The organism is Actinoplanes sp. NPDC051513, assembly GCF_044454685.1.
In the GTDB taxonomy this organism is placed as follows: domain Bacteria; phylum Actinomycetota; class Actinomycetes; order Mycobacteriales; family Micromonosporaceae; genus Actinoplanes.
The window spans coordinates 114,850-132,972 of record NZ_JBITDW010000013.1; the positions used below are offsets into that span (position 1 = coordinate 114,850).

19 protein-coding genes are annotated in these 18,123 nt (G+C 71.7%); 8 read left to right on the forward strand and 11 right to left on the reverse strand.

What is annotated here, in order from left to right; all coding sequences use genetic code 11:
• The first annotated feature begins 145 nt into the window (after positions 1-145).
• Entirely contained in the window at positions 146-925 is a 780-nt protein-coding gene (locus tag ACIA5D_RS33180) for a class I SAM-dependent methyltransferase (RefSeq protein ID WP_396034313.1), read from the forward strand.
• Positions 926-1,597: 672 nt separating this feature from the next.
• On the opposite strand, the gene ACIA5D_RS33185 is transcribed toward ACIA5D_RS33180, so the two are convergent.
• The 7 genes from ACIA5D_RS33185 to ACIA5D_RS33215 all read right to left on the reverse strand — a co-directional run bounded on the left by ACIA5D_RS33185 (position 1,598) and on the right by ACIA5D_RS33215 (position 6,925).
• Positions 1,598-2,071, reverse strand: a complete 474-nt coding sequence (locus ACIA5D_RS33185) for an ATP-binding protein (protein WP_396034314.1) — start codon at positions 2,069-2,071, stop codon at positions 1,598-1,600.
• Positions 2,068-2,928, reverse strand: coding sequence for an MEDS domain-containing protein (locus tag ACIA5D_RS33190; protein WP_396034315.1), 861 nt, complete (start codon positions 2,926-2,928; stop codon positions 2,068-2,070). Before ACIA5D_RS33190 ends, ACIA5D_RS33185 begins: the two co-directional genes overlap by 4 nt.
• Before the next feature lie 519 nt (positions 2,929-3,447).
• Positions 3,448-4,215 (reverse strand): alpha/beta fold hydrolase, encoded by a 768-nt coding sequence (locus tag ACIA5D_RS33195; RefSeq protein WP_396034316.1) that lies wholly within the window; start codon positions 4,213-4,215, stop codon positions 3,448-3,450.
• A gap of 62 nt (positions 4,216-4,277) precedes the next feature.
• Positions 4,278-4,508: a hypothetical protein gene (locus ACIA5D_RS33200; RefSeq protein WP_396034317.1), complete on the reverse strand. Its 231-nt coding sequence runs from the start codon at positions 4,506-4,508 to the stop codon at positions 4,278-4,280.
• A gap of 30 nt (positions 4,509-4,538) precedes the next feature.
• Complete coding sequence (locus tag ACIA5D_RS33205) at positions 4,539-4,811, reverse strand: hypothetical protein (protein ID WP_396034318.1); 273 nt, start codon at positions 4,809-4,811, stop codon at positions 4,539-4,541.
• Positions 4,808-5,917 carry a hypothetical protein gene (locus ACIA5D_RS33210; RefSeq protein WP_396034319.1) on the reverse strand — a complete coding sequence of 370 codons (1,110 nt, stop codon included), beginning with the start codon at positions 5,915-5,917 and terminating at the stop codon, positions 4,808-4,810. Before ACIA5D_RS33210 ends, ACIA5D_RS33205 begins: the two co-directional genes overlap by 4 nt.
• Before the next feature lie 624 nt (positions 5,918-6,541).
• Complete coding sequence (locus ACIA5D_RS33215; RefSeq protein ID WP_396034320.1) at positions 6,542-6,925, reverse strand: ATP-binding protein; 384 nt, start codon at positions 6,923-6,925, stop codon at positions 6,542-6,544.
• Between the two features lie 396 nt (positions 6,926-7,321).
• Here ACIA5D_RS33215 and ACIA5D_RS33220 point away from each other — a divergent pair, with 396 nt between their 5' ends.
• Positions 7,322-7,732, forward strand: a complete 411-nt coding sequence (locus ACIA5D_RS33220) for a hypothetical protein (RefSeq protein WP_396034321.1) — start codon at positions 7,322-7,324, stop codon at positions 7,730-7,732.
• Positions 7,729-8,901: a zinc-dependent alcohol dehydrogenase gene (locus tag ACIA5D_RS33225; RefSeq protein ID WP_396034323.1), complete on the forward strand. Its 1,173-nt coding sequence runs from the start codon at positions 7,729-7,731 to the stop codon at positions 8,899-8,901. Before ACIA5D_RS33220 ends, ACIA5D_RS33225 begins: the two co-directional genes overlap by 4 nt.
• Positions 8,902-8,940: 39 nt before the next feature.
• Here ACIA5D_RS33225 and ACIA5D_RS33230 read toward each other — a convergent pair whose 3' ends face one another.
• Positions 8,941-9,855: a manganese catalase family protein gene (locus ACIA5D_RS33230; RefSeq protein WP_396034324.1), complete on the reverse strand. Its 915-nt coding sequence runs from the start codon at positions 9,853-9,855 to the stop codon at positions 8,941-8,943.
• Positions 9,856-9,908: 53 nt separating this feature from the next.
• Between ACIA5D_RS33230 and ACIA5D_RS33235 the strand changes: the two genes are divergently transcribed.
• The gene (locus ACIA5D_RS33235) at positions 9,909-11,207 is read left to right on the forward strand and encodes an Nramp family divalent metal transporter (RefSeq protein WP_396034325.1); all 1,299 of its coding nucleotides are present in this window, start codon (positions 9,909-9,911) and stop codon (positions 11,205-11,207) included.
• A gap of 93 nt (positions 11,208-11,300) precedes the next feature.
• On the opposite strand, the gene ACIA5D_RS33240 is transcribed toward ACIA5D_RS33235, so the two are convergent.
• A complete protein-coding gene (locus tag ACIA5D_RS33240) occupies positions 11,301-11,900 on the reverse strand; it encodes a response regulator (protein WP_396034326.1) in 600 nt (199 codons plus the stop codon).
• Between the two features lie 72 nt (positions 11,901-11,972).
• Between ACIA5D_RS33240 and ACIA5D_RS33245 the strand changes: the two genes are divergently transcribed.
• Positions 11,973-12,623, forward strand: coding sequence for a sensor histidine kinase (locus ACIA5D_RS33245; RefSeq protein ID WP_396034328.1), 651 nt, complete (start codon positions 11,973-11,975; stop codon positions 12,621-12,623).
• A 57-nt stretch (positions 12,624-12,680) separates the two neighbouring features.
• Complete coding sequence (locus ACIA5D_RS33250; protein ID WP_396034329.1) at positions 12,681-12,866, forward strand: hypothetical protein; 186 nt, start codon at positions 12,681-12,683, stop codon at positions 12,864-12,866.
• Positions 12,867-12,929: 63 nt separating this feature from the next.
• Here ACIA5D_RS33250 and ctaD read toward each other — a convergent pair whose 3' ends face one another.
• Together ctaD and ACIA5D_RS33260 are read right to left on the reverse strand one after the other, a co-directional pair.
• Positions 12,930-14,672: a cytochrome c oxidase subunit I gene (ctaD, locus tag ACIA5D_RS33255; protein WP_396034412.1), complete on the reverse strand. Its 1,743-nt coding sequence runs from the start codon at positions 14,670-14,672 to the stop codon at positions 12,930-12,932.
• 862 nt (positions 14,673-15,534) lie between these two features.
• Complete coding sequence (locus tag ACIA5D_RS33260) at positions 15,535-16,248, reverse strand: GAF and ANTAR domain-containing protein (protein ID WP_396034330.1); 714 nt, start codon at positions 16,246-16,248, stop codon at positions 15,535-15,537.
• A 360-nt stretch (positions 16,249-16,608) separates the two neighbouring features.
• On the opposite strand from ACIA5D_RS33260, the gene ACIA5D_RS33265 reads away from it, so the two are divergent.
• Positions 16,609-17,736 (forward strand): sigma-70 family RNA polymerase sigma factor, encoded by a 1,128-nt coding sequence (locus ACIA5D_RS33265; protein WP_396034331.1) that lies wholly within the window; start codon positions 16,609-16,611, stop codon positions 17,734-17,736.
• 30 nt (positions 17,737-17,766) lie between these two features.
• Positions 17,767-18,111 (forward strand): hypothetical protein, encoded by a 345-nt coding sequence (locus ACIA5D_RS33270; protein ID WP_396034333.1) that lies wholly within the window; start codon positions 17,767-17,769, stop codon positions 18,109-18,111.
• Positions 18,112-18,123: the final 12 nt, after the last annotated feature.

Sequence of the window (18,123 nt, forward strand, 5' to 3'; positions counted from 1 at the left end):
CTAAAGTCAAGATGTTTGTGTTTTACACTTGGTCAGGCCCTTCTCCTGCTACTCGACCGTGGCGCCGTTCCGGCCCTCGATGATCCGGCCTGGCGTGCCGTGTCCGACATGATCGCCCGTGCCGGGCAACCGATAGCGTGGGCGGATGGGTGTTGATCCAGTGGCGCACAACCGCGTGGCCTGGGACCGGCAGGTCGACCTGGGCAACGAGTGGTCGCGGCCGATCTCCGCGGAAACGGTCGCCAGCGCGCGGGCCGGTGACTGGTCGGTCGTGCTCATCGGCTACCAACCCGTGGACCGCTCCTGGTTCCCCGCCGACCTGGCCGGCGCGGACGTGCTGTGCCTGGCCTCCGGCGGCGGCCAGCAGGGGCCGACGCTCGCCGCGGCCGGGGCCCGGGTCACCGTGCTGGACAACTCACCGCGCCAGCTCGAGCAGGACGAGCTGGTCGCCCACCGGGACAACCTGCCGCTACGGACGATGCTCGGCGACATGCGCGACCTGTCCGCGTTCGCCGACTCCTCGTTCGACCTCGTCTTCAACCCGGTCTCGAACCTGTTCATCCCCGACCTCGCCCCGGTCTGGCGGGAGTCCTTCCGAGTGCTGCGCCCGGGCGGGGCACTGCTGTGCGGCTTCCTCAACCCGGACGTCTACCTGTTCGACCACGAGGCGCTGGACCAGCGCGGCGAGCTGGTGGTCCGGCACAAACTGCCGTACAGCGACGTCACACACGTACCGGCCGAGGAACGCGAGCGGCTCTTCGGCGCGGACGCGCCGCTGGAGTACAGCCACAGCATGGCCGAGCAACTCGGCGGCCAGCTCGCCGCCGGCTTCGTCATCACCGGGTTCGAACAGGCACCCCACCACTCGGACGCCACCGCGGCCTGGCTGCCCGGCTACTTCGCGACCCGCGCCGTCAAACCATGATGGAACTCGACGGCAGGAACGTGACGCCCGACGAGCCGGCACCTCTCGTACCAGGTTCGCCAGGATGAACTCCTTCGCATATTGAGAGATGGGCCGTCGCGTTGTGTCCTACGGCGGCCCGCGGCAGTCGGCGCCGCCGTGGGGTGCAGGTCGGTATCGGCGGGCGCGCCGGGCCAGGCCTGTTCCACGGCGTCGGCGGGACCGGCGCCGGTGGGTATCTCCTCGGCCGATTCGCCTCGTCGTTAGTCAGCTGAGTCAGCTGTTCCGCCAGGTCGGCGCCGGTCCGCAACAACACCGCGGTGGCTGCGCATGCGCCGCTCAATGCGGCCGGAACGTGCCGGGGTTGTTTCGCACCCCTGGGCCCCCCGGGCAAAGGGGATCTCGTCGTTCTTTGTAAGCAGGAGTTCGCCGAGGGGGTGGCGCATGCCGGTCACCGATGGGTTCGAGCCGCTCGAGGATCTTGACCAGGTCGCGGGCGAGTACACGCAGGCCTACGCGGACGCCGATGATCCGACGCGAGCGCGGCTGCGTGACGACTTCTTCACCGTGGCGCTGCCGCTCGCCCGGCGGCTGGCGCGCCGCTACCGAGGCTGCGGTGAGATAGCCGTCGATCACCTCGTGGACGGCGGGCCTGGTCCTGCGACCGCCATCGCCTTCGGCATTTGCTGGTTGTTATGTGGCGGCGTCGCGGTCGTCGGGGTGCGGGTGCGGGCTGCCGAGGTCGAGCGTGGCGGTGATGGTGGTTCCGGCGGGTCCGTTGATGACGTGCAGGTCGTCGGCGAGTTGCCGGCAGATCCACATGCCGCGTCCACCGGCGGCCATCGGGCCGGGGGGTTTGGAGCCGACCGTGGGGTCGGCGAGCCCGGGGCCGTGGTCGCTGACTTCAAGGTGCAGCCGGGTGTGGTGACGCCACAGCCGCAGCCGCCCGCTGCCGCCGCCGTGGCGGATCGCGTTGGTGGCCAGTTCGCTGGCGACGATGAGCAGGCGTTCGGCCTGCACCGGCGGCGCGCCGAGGCTGCTGGCGTGGGCGACCACGGCCGCGCGTAACGAATAGAGATCACCCGCGGTGAAGGGCTGATCCACGACGACGACCTCCGGCCCGGTCGCCCGCCCGCGGGCGTTGACGGGTGGGTCAGGACTGGTCATGAGACTCGCTGTACCCGAAGCTGCGGGGTGTTACCCGACCCGACAAGATCGAGAACGGTCGCCACGAGCCGTTGACAGGTCACGGTCATCCGCCGCGACGCGGGCAGCTTCAGCGCTGTCTGCACGATCGCCCCGGCGCACGTGCCGTCGATGTAGCTCAGCCCGGTGAGGTTGACGTGCATGCGGCGGTCCAGGCGCATTGATTCGGCCAGGGCCTGTTCCAGTACGTCCAGATGGCGGTAGTCCAATTCTCCGGCGATCTTGACGCCGGGTGGGCTGTACTGCCGGCAGATACGCAGCAGCGGATGTTCGTAGTAGACCTGCGCCGCCACCGCCTTGGGGTGCGCCTTCGCGGCGAACGCCAGGGTGACCGCATCGAAACGATCCCGGTCGTACTGGCAGATCAGGCACAGCCGGCCGCCGGCGAACAGATCAGCCACCTCGGTTTCGAAAGCGACCAGCCCCTCGGCGTCGGCCAGCGGCCGGGTCGCCCAGCACATGTCCGCGGTCACCCGCAGCCCCGGATAGCCCTGCCTGGCAGCCCGGTCCACCTCCGCGGCCAGCACGTCGATCATCCCAGCGCCGCCAAGGCCCAGGCCGGTCAGCGCCTCCCCGGCCGCCGAAACGCTCAACTGCCCCCTGCGCAGCGCCGCGCCCGGGCGCACCGACCGGCCGGCCAGTTCCGCAACGAGCCGGTCCGGAGCGACCGCGTCGGTCCAGCACAGCACCTTCTCCCTGCGGCGCAACCCGTCCCGCACGAACGCAGCCACCAGATCAAGCCGCTCCTCAGCATCGGAGAAGGTCAGACAGGCGTGGTCACCCACACCCAGCCCATCCACGGTCGCCGTGTCCGCCATCCCGGCCCACCTTGTTCCCTCGTCCGAAAGTGACCTCACGGCAGTGCAATTCGCGCCGCCGCTGCGGGCGCCCATGCCCACCATCGCTGGACCGTCGACAACCCGTCCCGGGCCGAGACCGGCCAACTCGTCGGCCAATCCAACCACCACCACCGGCGCACGCTCGGTTGGGTGTTCGCCGGCTCGCGTCACACGGCTTTCGCCGTAGTGTGCCGGATCGTCGCGGCCAGGGGCACCTTCGACCGCCCGTCCATGGCATGTGTGGGCCAGGGACGCATTTGGCCGCCGTGGTCGACCTCCACCTCGAGTCCGGAGAGACGGTCACGCGCTCAGGGTCTTCGCAGCGCCGAATCTGTACTTTGGTGACTCCCGCGGTCTTCGGCGGCCCGCACCGCGGGTCTGTGGAAACGCTCGCGGGCAAGTCCGCTGCGGCGTTGACCGTGAGTCTGCGTCAGGTGCGCGAGGCGGCGGAGCGACTGAACCCAGCTCACACGTTAAACGCGAAGCTGAGAGAACGTCCTACCCGCGCTGCGCCTCCGCGAAGGCCCGGACCGGATTCGACCAGGCGTCCGGGTCCCGCCAGCAGAAGGTGTGCGGTCCGGGGACCTCGACGCGGCCGCCCTCGGTGGCGAGCGCCGCCAGGCGCCCGGCCCATCCGGGTGTGCTGAGGGCGTCGTCGTGGGCGCGGATGACGAGGACGGGCACGCGCAGCGCGGTGACCGCGTCGGACAGGCGGTAGCGCCGGTGGACACGAAGGACGTGCACGAGCCGCCGCAGGCCGGCCCGCTTGCGTTCGCGACGATTGACCCGTTCCAGGCCGGCCGGCTCGCGGGTCAGGTCGAGCAGCCACCGGTGCAGCACCCGGGCGAGTCCGGGATAGGCGGGATCGAACACCGGCGAGGCCAGCACCACCCCGGCGAGGTCGTCGTCGGGCCGTTTCAGCGCCGTGGCGGCGGCGACCTGGGTGCCGCTGGAATGGCCGGCGAGGATCGCCCGGTGCAACCGCCGGTGTTCGAGCCAGTCGGTGACCGCATCGGCGAACTCCTCCACGGTCAGCTCGTGTGGGGGGTCGCCGCTGCCGCCACAGCCGGGCAGGTCGATCAGGTGGACCCGGGTCCAGGTGGCCATCGCAGTGAGGCTGGGCAGCAGGTAGTCGCAGGCGGTCATCCCGTGCACCAGCACGACTTCCGGCACGCCCGCCCGCACGGCGCCGAGGCTACGGCTGCGGATCCGGCCCAGCAGCCCGTCGTGGTAGCTCGTGACGACACCGCTCGCGTCGATGCTCATGCACGCGCGCATACCCGAATTCCCCGGCCCTCATACCGGGCGAAACGCCTTCGCCGGGCCGGTCAGGCTGGTTCGGTGTGGTCGTCGGTCGCCATCGCCTCGGGGCCGCGGCCCGGGGCCTCGCGGTTGGCGCGCAGTGCGTTGATGCCGGCGTTGCTGCTGCCGTTGGCAGGGGTGGTCGATGTCGGCGGTTCGTCGGTGATGAAGCTGCCGCTCTCCCCGGTTCCGGTGACGTGCTGATCGGTACCGGCGCCGGCGGTGGTGGCCGTGACGTCCTCGTCTCTGCTGCTCATGGGGCGTCTCCTTCCATCGTTCGAGCACGGCTATACCCCGTCGGAGCCCGAGTCACTCGGACCGGGCCGCCCGGCGGCGCCGACCTCGTCCGCAGCGGCGAGGACTTCCTGCTCGCGGATGGCGAGCACGGCGGGATGCACGTCGGGGCCGGGCTGGTCGCCGGGCTCGCTGCGGGTGCCGTGCCAGATCGGGCGATGGTACGGGCGGTCCGGCGGTCCCCAGCGGACCGGCGACATCGGGCCGAACAGGATCACCGACGGTGTAACGGACGCTGCCGTGACCCCGCCCGCCTCCCGCGTCACCGGTTGACCGGCTCCGCCCGTACGCCCGGGTATCGACCGTCGTGCTCGCCAAGGAAGGTGTCAAGGTCTGCGAGCAGCATCGGTGCGGGGACCGGGTGGCGCGGCGTGAACCGGCGAAGCGCGGCCGGGAAGTCGAAGAAGGTGCGGAAGTCGCGCGGGTACCGCCCCGGCGACACGCCCGCGAAGCTCCCGTCGACCCGGGCCCGGTCGAGCAGCGCCCGCCACTGCCCGGCGCCGGCCATGCCGACCGACTCCACGCCATGGCAGAACAGGGCGAGCCGGATGTGGTCGTACGGCTCGGCGGTGTCCAGGTACCGGTGCAGCGCCGACAGGGCCGGCTCCACCGGGAACACCGTCCAGTAGGGCACGGCCGAAGCGCGCAGCGTCCACCACGGGTCGAGCAGCATGAAGGAGTCGACGAACAGCCTGTCCGTGGGCCGGCCGAGCCGCTGGAACCACCACCGGTGCAAGTCGGCGACGAGCGGGCTGATGTCCTCCGGGCCGTCGAAGACGATTCGGCGTACGCGGAAGCCGTGCCGCTCGGCGAACCGGCTGATGTCGTCCCGCAGCGCCGGTTCGAAGCCCCACTCCGCCTCGGGGGCTTCGCCGTCGGGCGGCGGCGCACTCCACCCGGTCCGGCCCGTCCGGTATCGGCGCAGGTAGTCGGCGACCCGGTCGCTGCCGGTGCGGTACTCATCGGGCGGCATGCCGCCGATCGCGCCGAACTGGAACAGGTGCCGGTCGCCCAGGTGGGTGACCGGCCAGCGCTGGCGGCACTCGGCCACGACGATCTCGCCGCCGGGCGCGAGGTGGTCGGTCAGGAATCTCTCGTACGACGGTCCGAGGGTGCGCCGTTTCACCCGGAAGTACGCCATGCGGCGCAGGGTCAGCCGGTCCTGGTTGGGATCGTGCATGTGGTGCAGGACGAGGTCGGGGTTGCGGTCGAGCAGGGCCCGGGCGGTGCCGGCGAAGGCGTGTGCCGCCCGTTGCGGCTCGTCGGGCGACATCCCCCGCTGCCGTACGGGTAGCAGCAGTGTCTGTGGCAACCAGGGCACGCCGAGCGCCGCGCACAGGTGTACCAGCGCGCCACCGGAGGAGCCGATCACGACTGCTGGGTAGCGGCGCTTCGGGTAGGCCGCCACGATGCCCGCAGCGATCGCGTCCAGGTCCAGCCGGCCGATGTCGGACTCCGTGCGGCCCTCGGCGCCGCTGAAGAGGCTGTAGAGATGCTCCTGGAGTGGCGCGGGCAGTCGCGCGGCGGCGCGGCGACCGGCCGCAGCGCCCGGAACGCCGGCTTGCCCAGCGGCGGCGTGTCCCTGCCCTGCAGAAACCGGGCGAGGGCGACGACCATCGCCGACGCGGAGTCGAAGCCCGCAACCTCAGAAGGCAGTCTCATACCACCGTGATGCCCAGCGCCGGACCGGCCGAACCCGGCTGCGTCGACCCCGGTGGCCTGGATGTGCCCGCGCGGATCGGGTGATAGCCGCACGGTTCACTCCAGTCCTCACTAGTCCGTCGGATTGCCCACCGGCCGGCAGCGAAACCATAAGAGGAGTAGGTCGTCGCCCTCGCGGGATGCCAGCTGCCGTTCGCCACCTGCCGTTCGCCGCGACTCGTGGAGGAGCCATGGCCGACAAGGGAACCACCCTTGTGCACCGGCAGGTGCAGCCCGGTCAGGGCGAGTTCCGCGGTCTGCCGGGCGCGGCCAGCCGCGCCAATGTCTCCACGGATCACCGACCACCCACCGAGAGCGTCGCCCAGACCACCTTGCCCTCGATCGAGGGCAGCCACCCCCAATGGCTGGCGATCGCGTCGACCAGCATCAGGCCCCGGCCTCGGGGCGCGGTCGGCGCCGGGGGCGGCCGGAGCCGCGGCGGCTCCGGGGAGCCGTCGCCCACCGCGAGGTGCAGTTGGTGCGCCCGGTGGCTGATCCGCAGCGTCATCAGGGTGCCGGCGTGCTCGACGCCGTTGGTGACCAGCTCGTCGGCGACCAGGCTGGCCGGGCCGACCAGGTCGGGCAGGTCCCACATGGCGCAGGCCTCGGTGACCAAGTCCCGGGCGTGCCGGGCGGCGCCGGATGCCGGGAGCAGCTGATCCGTGAGCGACGGTGACACCCGGTTCCCCTCTCGCTCAGCAAGCCCGCAGCATGCCCGCGCGGTGCGCAACCAAACGGCCGATCACGTGCGGGGTGGTCCCGGTCGGCGGTGCACCCCGGCGACTCGGTCGGCGGCGACCTCGCGGAGTTGCGCGAGGTCGCGACCGACCTGGCGCACCGAGCCCAGCGCCCGCGCCGAGAGGTTTACCGGGCGATCACCGGGGCAGTCGGCCCGGCATGGCGGAGGAACGGGCGGCCGTGCACGGACCGGAGCGCCGAAGCGCCCGAGGACCTGATCCGGGAGACCGCGATGACGGAGAACCTATCCCCGCACGACGGAAGCCCACCCGCCGGCATCTCGCCGATCCGTCCGGACGACGGGTTTATCGATCGCCGACCCCGGTATGCCCTGGGAATGAGACGTTCCACATTGCTGATACTCGCCGCCGGCGGTGTCGCCGGCCTTGCCGCGTCCCGGGCCCTCACCCACCGTTCCCGGCCGGCGGCACACCCCGGTCACGCCGTGACGGTGGCGCGGCCGGTCGACTACGTGACGGCCCACCTGCCGGCCGAGTTGACCGATCTCGCCGACGCGATCGACCTCGAGCTGCGCGCGGCTCCCGGCGACCGGGGCACCGAGATCCACGTACGCCGCCGCAGCGACGCCGTCTCCGACGGCGACATCCGGCGTGCCCTGCGGACCGGGCGTTCGCTGCTGGAGGCCGGCGACGTGCTGCGGCCCGCCGTGGCCACGACGACACCGACGATGCTGAACAAGGGCCTGCGCGCGGTCACCGGGCACGGCCGGGAGAGGGGGCTGCTGTGAGGGCATTGCGCTGGGAGGGCATCAACAAGCTCGCCGTCGGCGACGTGCCGGACCCGGAGATCCGCAACGGCGGCGACGTCGTCGTCCGGGTCACCCGGACCGTCACCTGCGGTTCCGACCTGCACCTGATCGGCGGCTATATCCCGTTCATGCAGAAGGGCGACGTGCTCGGGCACGAGTTCGTCGGCGAGGTCGTCGAGGTGGGGCCGGACGTCCAACGGCACCGGGTCGGCGACCGGGTCGTCGTCTCCTCGTTCATCGCGTGCGGCAAGTGCCGGTTCTGCGCCGAGCAGCTGTACTCGCTGTGCGACAACGGCAACACCAACCCGGCGATCACCGAGACGCTGTGGGGCCAGTCCCCGGGTGGCTGTTTCGGCTACTCGCACGCCATGGGCGGCAACGCGGGCAGCCACGCCGAGTACATCCGGGTGCCGTTCGCCGACGTGGGCGCGTTCACCATCCCGGACGAGGTCCCCGAAGAGCGAGCCCTGTTCGCCTCCGACTCCGCCTCCACCGGGTGGATGGGCGCGGATCTCGGCGGGGTGCGGCCGGGCGACGTGGTCGCGGTCTGGGGCGCGGGCGCGGTCGGGCAGATGGCGGCGCGCGCCGCGGTGCTGCTCGGCGCCGACCGGGTCATCGTGATCGACCGGTACGACTACCGCCTGGACCAGGCGCAGAAGCACGCCGGCGCGGAGACGCTGAACTACGAGCGCGACGATGTGGCCGGCGAGTTGCGGGAGCGCAGCGGCGGGCGCGGCCCGGACGTCTGCATCGAGGCGGTCGGCATGGAGGCGCACACGCCGGGGCCGCAGTTCGCGTACGACCAGCTCAAGCAGCAGCTGCGGCTGCAGACCGACCGCCCGGCCGCGGTCCGCGACGCGATCCACGCCTGCCGCAAGGGCGGCTCGGTCTTCGTGCTCGGCGTCTATGCGGGCTTCGTGGACAAGTTTCCGCTGGGTGCGTTGATGAACAAGGGCCTCACCGTGCGTGGGGCGCAGATGCACGGCCAGCGCTACATCCCGATGTTGCTGGAGCGGATGGCCCGCGGCGAGCTCGAGACCGAGCACCTGGCGACGCACGTGATGCCGCTGGAGCGGGCGCCGGAGGGTTACCGCATCTTCAAGGAGAAGGCGGACAACTGCATGCGAGCGGTGTTCCTGCCGAACTGATCCCCGTGGGGCCCGGCCTGACGCCGGGCCCCACGCCGGTCAGTCGAGGACATCCTTGATCTTGTTGACCACGTTGGCGACGCCCTGGCCGTGCGCGCCGGCCCCGGTGCCGGGCTTGCCCTTGCCCATCGCGCCGTTGTAGGTCACGAAGAGGTTGGGGTCCGGCGCCGGGCCCAGCGGCTTGTCGTCGGTCAGCGGCTGCGCGTCCGGCACGTACTCGATCTTCTCGCCCAGCAGCGACGTGCCCGTGGCCCACCGGCCTTCGCCCGCCGTGCTCTCCGGGTCGAAGCCGTAGAACGTGCGCCGGGCGAAGTCCTTCTCCACGTCGCCGTTCGAGTTCTCGATCGGGCTGTCGGTGAAGCCGTCCTCGATCAGCGACTCGATGCCCAGCAGCCACTGCTGCTGGTGGTAGGTGTCCCGGGCCAGGTTGAACTGGAGCATGTCCTTGACGCCGTGGTCGTCGGTCATGTTGTAGATGCGGCTGGTCTGCAACCGGCTCTGCGCCTCGGCGGCCACGTTCGACCGGAAGTCCGCGAGCAGATTGCCGCTGGCCACGATGTACCCCGCGTTCCACGGCACGCCCTGGCTGTTGGTCGGCATCGGACCGCCACCGGTGACGATGGAGTGCTGCGGGTTCTGGCCGCCCAGCACCGCCGCGAGCAGCGGGTTCGCCGCCGCGGCCTTCTCGGTGGCCTCGGCGGGGCCGCCCTCGAGCAGCCGGGCCAGCATGGTTGTGAGCATCTCGACGTGACCGATCTCCTCGGTCGCGATGTCCATGATCATGTCCTTGTATTTGCCCGGCACCCGGCACGACCAGCCCTGCCACAGGTACTGCATCATCACGGTCATCTCGCCGAACTGGCCGCCGATGAGCTCCTGCAGCTTCGCCGCGAAGAACGCGTCCGGCTTCTCCGGCTTGGCCTGGAACTGCAGATAGTCGGTGTGCTTGAACATCGAGTCTCTCTCCCGTCTCGTTGTTTACGGCACCGACCGGCTACCCGGCGGGGATGACCCGCACGGGACCCGTCATGGCCTCGCAGGGCCAAGCCCGCGGGCATCCGTCCGGCATGGTCGTCCTGGATGTCGCCATTCCCCTTCGCCGTCACGTGGCACGCGTGGCACCGTGGTTCGGGCCGGCCTTCGTCGCCGCCATCGCCTACGTGGACCCGGGGAACTTCGCCACCAACTTCACCGGCGGCGCGACGCTCGGCTACACGCTGGTCTGGGTTGTCGTCGCGGCCAACGTGATGGCGATGCTGATCCAGTCGCTCTCGGCGAAACTGGGCCTGGTCACCGGCCGCGACCTGGCCGAGCTGTGCCGGGACAACCTGCCCCGACCGGTGTCCCGGCTGCTGTGGGCGCAGGCCGAACTGGTGGCGATGGCCACCGACCTCGCCGAGATCATCGGCGGCGCGCTCGCCCTGAACCTGCTCGTCGGCGTGCCGCTGCCGGCGGGCGGACTGATCACCTGCGTGGTGGCGTTCGCCCTGCTGCGGCTGCACCAGCGCGGCGTGCGCCGGTTCGAAGCGGCGATCGCCGGCCTGCTCGGCGTGATCCTGCTCGGCTTCGTGTACGACACCCTGCGCGCCGGGACGGACGCCGCCGCGGTGGCGGGCGGGCTGGCGCCGTCGTTCGGCGGCCCGGACGGCGTGGTGCTCGCCACCGGCATCCTCGGCGCGACGGTCATGCCGCACGTGATCTACTTGCATTCGGCGCTGGCCACCTCGCGCGCCCCGGCCGCCGCGGATCCGGCCGTACGACGGAGGGCGGTGCGCTGGCAGCGCGCCGACACCCTGCTCGCGCTCGGCGTCGCGGGCCTGATCAACTTGGTGATGCTGACGATCGCGGCCCGGCTGTTCTTCGGCACGGACACGGCGGACACGGAGAGCCTCGCCGGCATCCACGCCGGCATGGCCGCCGTCCTCGATCACCCGGCCGCGCTGGCCTTCGCCGTCGCGCTGCTCGCCTCCGGGTTCGCCTCGTCCAGCGTCGGCACGTTCGCCGGGCAGGTGGTCATGCAGGGCTTCATCGGCCGGTCCATCCCGCTCACGCTGCGCCGCCTGCTCACCATGGCGCCCGCGATGGCGGTGCTGGTCGCGGGTGCCGACCCCACGGCGGCCCTGGTCTGGTCGCAGGTCCTGCTCTCCTTCGGGGTGCCCTTCGCGCTCGCGCCGCTCGTCTGGCTGACCGCTCGGCGGCAGATCATGGGCGAGCACCGCAACCACCCGGCCACCACCGGCGTCGCGGCCGCGGTCGCCGTGCTGATCATCGCGCTCAACGCACTCCTGGTCGCGCGATCCGTTTGACCCCCGCGCGACGCGCCACTTGACCCAGTGCGCGCCGGGCGACGTCGGCTGTTTGACCCGGCGCGCGCGGGGCACGCGGGCTGCCGTGCTGTCTCAGAGCAGACCCGCCCGCCCGGCCAGCGCCGCCGCCTCCGTCCGGCTGGAGACACGCAGCCGGCGCAGCAGCACGGCCGTCTGCCGTTTCACCGTGCGTTCCGAGACGTGCAGCCGGGAGGCGATCTCCATCGTGGAGCCGCCTCCAGCGATCAGCCGCAGCAGGTTGCGCTCCCCATCGTCCAGGCGCACCACGGGCCGCGGGCCCGCTCCGTCGGCCAGAGTGGCGAGGGCGGCGAGCACCGCGTCCGGCAGCACGACCCACCCGTCCACGGCGGCCAGCAGCGGCTGGAGCAGGTCGGCCGGCTCACTGCTCTTGGGCAGGAAACCGGTGGCGCCCGCGCGCAGGGCGTCCAGCGCCCCGGCCGGGTCGGGGTCGCCCGACATGGCCAGCACCCGAACCCGCCGGTCCGCCTGCCGGGCCGCGGCCACCGCCCGCAGGCCACCCGGCGGCGGCATGTGCAGGTCCACCAGGGCCATGTCCGGAACAGACCGGCGGACCAGGCCGGCCGCCGAGGCGGCGTCGCCGGTGCTCGCCACCACGGTGATCCGGCCGCCGCTGATCTCCGGCAGCAACAGCTCCAGACCGCGGACGAACAAGGGATGATCATCAATGACAGCGATCCGGATATTCGTACGCATCACGCTCGCATGCCCCGCGGGAGCCCGGTCATGCGACTGATCCGGCGGGCGCACGAGCCCGCGCCGGCGCTGCTCCTGCTCCGCAGCGTCTGCCACGAGCTGCGCCCGCCGATCGCCACCCTGTCCTCGCTCGTACGGGCCATGGAAACGCAGCCCTGCCCGGAGCGCCGGGCGGAGATGGCGCGGCTCGCCACCGACTACGCCGCTCACGCCCTCGGGGTGCTCGAGGAGGCCTCGGCGGCTGCGGCCGGCCGCGCGGGCGGGTCGGCCGGCGATGTGCCGCTGCGGCACGTGCTGACCGCCGTGGCGGCGACCGTGCCGGCCGACCGGCTGTCGGTGGCCGCTACCCCGGCCGCGGCCCGCTGGCCGGTGCACCGCCGGCACACCCAGCAGATCCTGATCAACCTGGTCGGCAACGCGGCCCGGCATTCCTCCGGCGCCATTTGCGTCAGCGCCCGGATCCGCGCGGGCCGGCTGCTGATCACGGTGGCCGACGAGGGCAGCCCGAATCCCCGGCTGAGGCGCGCGCTGCGCCGGCCGACCGCCCCGGAGAGCGACGACGGGCTCGGCCTGTGGCTCGTCCGCAGCCTCGCCGCCGGCCAGGGCGGTCGGGTCCGCGCCCGCCGCGGCCGACCCAGCGGCGTGGTATTGGAGGTCGCCCTCCCCCGCTACCGGCCCTGACCCCTGGGGTCCTCCGCGTGGCCCCGCGGGGCCATGCGGAGGGGAACTCTCCGGACCATGACCATTGTTCTGGTGGGCCGGACGCTCATAATCGCCGGCTGGCTGCTGGGCGTGTGGTGGCACGGCATCGGCGAACCGGCCGGCGTCGCAGTCGCGATCGCCCTGCCGCTGGTCTGGATGGCCTCGCTCGCGCGTGACCGGCACGCCGCGGGAGCGGCTCACCGGAAGGTTAACAGCGGATGAACGGGGTATCCGCCCGGCGATCTACCAGCCGAAGCCCACCAGGACCGAGATGGCCCTGCTCGCTTAGGCCCGGTCCTCCCGATAGCTGGCGCCGGTGTCGGACTCGCTGGTGAGGGGCTTGGCGCCGCCCTCGGGCGGGCCCGCCTCGCTCTGCGCGCCGGCGGCGAGCTCGGGGAACTTGGCGTCGAAGGCAGGCCGCTCGGAGCGGATGCGCGGCATGCGGTCGAAGTTGCGCAACGGCGGCGGGCAGCTGGTGGCCCACTCGAGCGAGTTGCCGTGCCCCCACGGGTCGGCGACGGTGACGACCGGCCCGATCCGGTAGGACTTCCAGACGTTGTAGAGGAACGGCAGGGTGGACGCGCCGAGCACGAACGAGCCGATCGTCGAGATCGTGTTGAGCGTGGTGAAGCCGTCGGTGGGCAGGTAGTCGGCGTAGCGGCGGGCCATGCCCGCGGCGCCGAGCCAGTGCTGCACCAGGAACGTCGTGTGGAAGCCGAGGAACGTCAGCCAGAAGTGGACCTTGCCGAGGCGGTCGTCGAGCATCCGTCCGGTCATCTTGGGGAACCAGAAGTAGATGCCGGCGAACACGGCGAACACGATCGTGCCGAACAGGACGTAGTGGAAGTGCGCGACCACGAAGTAGCTGTCGTGCACGTGGAAGTCGATCGGCGGGCTGGCCAGCAGCACCCCGGTCAGGCCGCCGAGCAGGAACGTCACCAGGAAGCCGATCGAGAACATCATCGGCGACTCCAAAGTGATCTTCCCGCGCCACATGGTGCCGATCCAGTTGAAGAACTTCATGCCGGTCGGGACGGCGATCAGGTAGCTGAGGAAGCTGAAGAACGGCAGCAGCACCTGGCCCGTGGCGAACATGTGGTGCGCCCACACGCTGAACGACAGCATCGCGATCAGCAGCGTCGCGGCGACCAGGCCCTTGTAGCCGAAGATGGGCTTGCGGCTGAAGACCGGGATGACCTCGGTGATGATGCCGAAGAACGGCAGCGCCACGACGTACACCTCGGGGTGCCCGAAGAACCAGAACAGGTGCTGCCACAGCAACGGGCCGCCGGTCTGCGGGTCGAAGACGTGCGCGCCGAGGATCCGGTCGGCCGCCAGTGCCATCAGCGCGGCCGCCAGGAACGGGAAGATCGCCAGCACCAGGATCATCGTGACCAGGATGTTCCAGGTGAAGATCGGCATCCGGAACATGGTCATGCCCGGCGCGCGCAGCGTGACGATCGTGGTGACCATGTTGACCGCGCCGAGGATGGTGCCCAGGCCCGAGATGGCCAGCCCGACGACCCACATGTTGCCGCCGACGCCGGGCGAGTGCTCCCCGTCGCTGAGCGGCGTGTAGGCGGTCCAGCCGAAGTCGGCAGCCCCGCCGGGGACCAGGAACCCACCCACGGCGATCGTCCCGCCGAACAGGTACAGCCAGTACGCGAACGCGTTGAGCCGGGGGAACGCCACGTCCGGGGCGCCGATCTGCAGCGGGATGATGTAGTTGGCGAACGCGAACAGGATCGGCGTGGCGAACAGCAGCAACATGATCGTGCCGTGCATGGTGAACAGCTGGTTGTACTGCTCCGGCGACAGGAACTGCATCCCGGGCCGGGCCAGCTCGCCGCGCATGAGCAGCGCCATCAGCCCGCCCACCATGAAGAACGCGAACGAGGTGGTCAGGTACATCAGGCCGATCTGCTTCGCGTCCGTGGTGCGCAGCAGCCGGGCGAGCGCCGAGCCCCGCACCTGGCGGCGCAGCGGCCACTTCCGGGCCTGGACCGGGCGCGGGGTCACGGTCGTCATGGTGCGTGCTTTCCACGCTTCCGGACCCTCAAACGTGATAGCCATGGATGTTTCCCGCCCACGGAAACGGGGACGCGCCCAGGAACCGTTCGGAGATGCCGTGGCGTGCCGCGCGGTCTCCCGGCCGAAGGCCGGAAACAACGGCGGCGGGGAGTACACGCGGTGCAGCCGGCCGGCGCTCGCGTCGCCGACGATGCCGAGCGCAGCGCCGGCCGAGGCGGGCCGCACCACCTGGCCGGGCTCGGTCGGCGCCGGGGTGAAGACGGAGGTGTACTCGATCGACGAGCGGAATGTGCCGCACGCGCCATCGGGCAACGTCGCGCGGCCGCCCAGCAGCCGGACCTCGCCGAGCAGCCCGGCGCCCTCCACCCGCGCCCGCAGCTCGATCCGATCGTCGAAGCAGCGCAGCAGCATCGAGCGGGCGGTCCAGGCGGCGGACCGTCCACGTGCCCGGGCCCTCGCTGATCCTCACGCGCTCCGCCACGACCGCGCGTACGTGTCGACGACCTCGGCCAGGCGTTCCAGACGCAGTTCGCCACGTCGCCCGGCTCGCGCACCCCGCCGGCATAGGCGCCGACCGGATGATGTGTCCGGCGATCACCACCGGCGTTCCGGCGCGGAGCCCGAAGGCCGGGTCGCGCACCCGGCCGGCGATCTCACCGGGGGCCACGACGGCCGGGAGCTGTTCGGGACGCGCCGACCTGGAACGGCTGATCCGCAGCCCCGGCATTTGCCTTCGACGGCGAGCTCGAGATCACCGGGCCGGGCACGCACCCGGACACCGTGCCGATACCGTTGGACCGCGGCATGGACCGGGACGGGCCACCCTGACGCGGTCGCCGGGCTGGTCGCGGACGCCCGGTCAGCCCGGCGGCTCCGGGAGGCTGCCGGTCTCCAGCAGGTACTGCGCCGCGTCGGCCACCTTGCGACGCTGGCTGCGGGCCGCGGCTCGCAGCTCGTTGAAGGCCTGCTCGGCGTCCACGCCGCGCCGGGCCATCAGGTAGCCGACCGCGCGTTCGATGACGATGCGGTAGTCGAGGGCGTACTGGAGCTGTCCGGCGAGCTCGCCGGCCCGGTGCGCGGCCACGGCGGCGGCCAGTGTCGACCCGACCAGGTCGGCGTAGCGCTCGAGGGCCGCCACCTCGGCGTCGTCCCAGTCGTGCGGCCGGTCGACGAAGGTGTCCAGGCTGCCCACCGGCACCCCGCCGAGGCGCACCGGCACGCCCAGCACGGCGACGACGCCGTGCTGGAGGAACGGGTCGCGGATGAGTGGCCAGCGCTCGTCGGTGTGCAGGTCGTGGGCGCGGATCACCCGGTTGTGCACGAAGGCCGTCACGCACGGCCCCTGGCCGGTCCGGCTCTGCACCTGTTCCATGATCTTGCTGGACGTGTTGCTGGCGGTGACGTAGCGCAGGTTCTGCAGCTCGTCGACGATCATCAGGCCGCAGCCGGTCACCTGGAACAGGTCGACGGCCGCGCGGACCACCTCGCCGACCGCACCCGCGATGTCCCCGACGCCAATCTTCTCCAGCCGGCGCAGGCTGCCCGCGAGGACCTCCGGATCGATGTTCGCCATCGCCATTTCACCCCTGTTCGTCCCTCAGCCGCGAGACGGGCGTCCCCGGGCGGCGGCCCTGAGGCGGAGCAACACCGCGATCCCGCCCCGGTCCGCCTCGGTCGCGCGGATGCTGTCCGCCGTCCAGGTCCGCGGCCGGGTGCCGAGAGTGTTCAGGGTACCGGCCACCGACTCGCCGACCCACCCGGGAACGGACCGCACGGCCCGTGGTGATCGAGTGGCATCCGGCCCGACTGGGCAGGTTCGGCGCCGCGAAACGAAATTGGCGCCGGGGTGTTTGGCGGGCCCCGTTCCGGTAATCAAGGGTCCCGGCCGAAGCCCTCCGCCCTGTGTCCGCGGATCTGGATTGGAGGACCGATCATGCCCGCGAACACGACGCCCACCGCTGCGCCCCGGGACGACCTGGACGAGATCGCCGAGCGCTACGCCGCCGAGCGCGCCGGGTGTGACCGTACCCGCGCCCGCCGCCTGCGGGACGAGACAATCGAGGCGATGCTGCCGATGGCCGACCGCCTGGCTCGCCGATACCGCTTCAGCCGCGAGCCGGTCGACGACGTGCGCCAGGTGGCCCGCCTCGGCCTGGTCAAGGCGGTCGAGCGCTACCAGCCGGAGCGGGGCTCGTTCACCGCGTACGCGGTCAGCATCATCCTTGGCGAGATGAAGCGACACTTCCGCGACCACGGCTGGAGCGTGCACGTGCCGCGGCGACTCCAGGAGCTGGCGCTGGTGGTGAACCGCGCCCGGCAGGACCTGGTGAACGAGCTGCACCGATGGCCGACGGACGACGAGCTGGCGGAGCGGTGCGACCTCGATCCCGCGGACGTTCGCGCCGCCCGCGCCTGCGGCGCCGGACACCGCGCGCTCTCGCTCAACCAGCCGGTCGGGGACGGCACCGACGAGTTGGGCAACCTGTTCGGGGCCGCGGACCGGGAGATGGACCTCGTCAGCGACCGGCTGACCCTGGCCGGGCTGCTCGACCGCCTGCCGGCCCGGGAGCTCCGGATCCTCACGCTGCGGTTCTACGGCGAACGCACGCAGGCGGAGATCGCCGAGGAGCTGGGCATCTCGCAGATGCACGTGTCGCGCCTGCTGAGCCGTACGCTCGTCTGGCTACGCGAGGCGATGCTGAGCGACACCCTCCCGCCCTGGCGCGGCGCGACCGAAGAGGAGTCCGAGTCGCTGACCGTCGTCGCCCGGCCCGATCCCGACGGCCGGCTGCATGTGCGCGTGTTCGGCGAGGTCGACCGGGACAACGCGGACCGGCTGCGGACGGCTCTGCTCGCCACGGTGGCTCGCGCGCGGCCGGGTGCGCCGGTCGTCCTCGACCTCACCCGGATGCCGATGCTCGACGCCGCCGGCGTCGCGGCCCTGCTGGCGGTGCGCGAGGCCGCCCGGGCCCGCGGCATCCGGGTGACGGCAGCCGGGCTGCAGCCGTTCGTCCGGCGGGTCGCCGAGATCGCCGGCCTGCGGGAGTTGCTGACACCCTAGGGCGGGGTACCCCCAACCATGTCGGTCACGGTGAAAGAGCGCGGAAAGACGTTCCTCGGGCAGCCGCGGGCGCTCGCCAACCTGTTCGGGGTCGAGCTGTGGGAGCGGTTCTCGTTCTACGGCATGCAGGGCATCCTGCTCATCAACCTGTACTACGAGGCCTCCCGCGGCGGCCTCGGCATCGACCAGGACACCGCGACCAGCATCGTCGGCGCCTACGGCGGCTCCGTCTACCTCGCCACGGTCATCGGCGCCTGGTTCGCCGACCGCCGCGGCCAGTGGCACGACGCAATCAGCGGGGCGCTTCCGCTCCAGCCGCGAAGACGCGGTTTCACGGCCGGCGAATTCCCGGACACCGGTTCGAATGACGGTTAGGTGTCGCGTACG

Bases quoted from the DNA above. Each gene is read 5' to 3' on its own strand.
- ACIA5D_RS33180 (WP_396034313.1), top strand. From the start codon at position 146: ATGGGTGTTGATCCAGTGGCGCACAACCGCGTGGCCTGGGACCGGCAG.
- ACIA5D_RS33185 (WP_396034314.1), bottom strand. From the start codon at position 2,071: ATGACCAGTCCTGACCCACCCGTCAACGCCCGCGGGCGGGCGACCGGG.
- ACIA5D_RS33190 (WP_396034315.1), bottom strand. From the start codon at position 2,928: ATGGCGGACACGGCGACCGTGGATGGGCTGGGTGTGGGTGACCACGCC.
- ACIA5D_RS33195 (WP_396034316.1), bottom strand. From the start codon at position 4,215: ATGAGCATCGACGCGAGCGGTGTCGTCACGAGCTACCACGACGGGCTG.
- ACIA5D_RS33200 (WP_396034317.1), bottom strand. From the start codon at position 4,508: ATGAGCAGCAGAGACGAGGACGTCACGGCCACCACCGCCGGCGCCGGT.
- ACIA5D_RS33220 (WP_396034321.1), top strand. From the start codon at position 7,322: ATGAGACGTTCCACATTGCTGATACTCGCCGCCGGCGGTGTCGCCGGC.
- ACIA5D_RS33230 (WP_396034324.1), bottom strand. From the start codon at position 9,855: ATGTTCAAGCACACCGACTATCTGCAGTTCCAGGCCAAGCCGGAGAAG.
- ACIA5D_RS33235 (WP_396034325.1), top strand. From the start codon at position 9,909: ATGACCCGCACGGGACCCGTCATGGCCTCGCAGGGCCAAGCCCGCGGG.
- ACIA5D_RS33245 (WP_396034328.1), top strand. From the start codon at position 11,973: ATGCGACTGATCCGGCGGGCGCACGAGCCCGCGCCGGCGCTGCTCCTG.
- ACIA5D_RS33250 (WP_396034329.1), top strand. From the start codon at position 12,681: ATGACCATTGTTCTGGTGGGCCGGACGCTCATAATCGCCGGCTGGCTG.
- ctaD (WP_396034412.1), bottom strand. From the start codon at position 14,672: ATGACGACCGTGACCCCGCGCCCGGTCCAGGCCCGGAAGTGGCCGCTG.
- ACIA5D_RS33260 (WP_396034330.1), bottom strand. From the start codon at position 16,248: ATGGCGAACATCGATCCGGAGGTCCTCGCGGGCAGCCTGCGCCGGCTG.
- ACIA5D_RS33265 (WP_396034331.1), top strand. From the start codon at position 16,609: ATGCCCGCGAACACGACGCCCACCGCTGCGCCCCGGGACGACCTGGAC.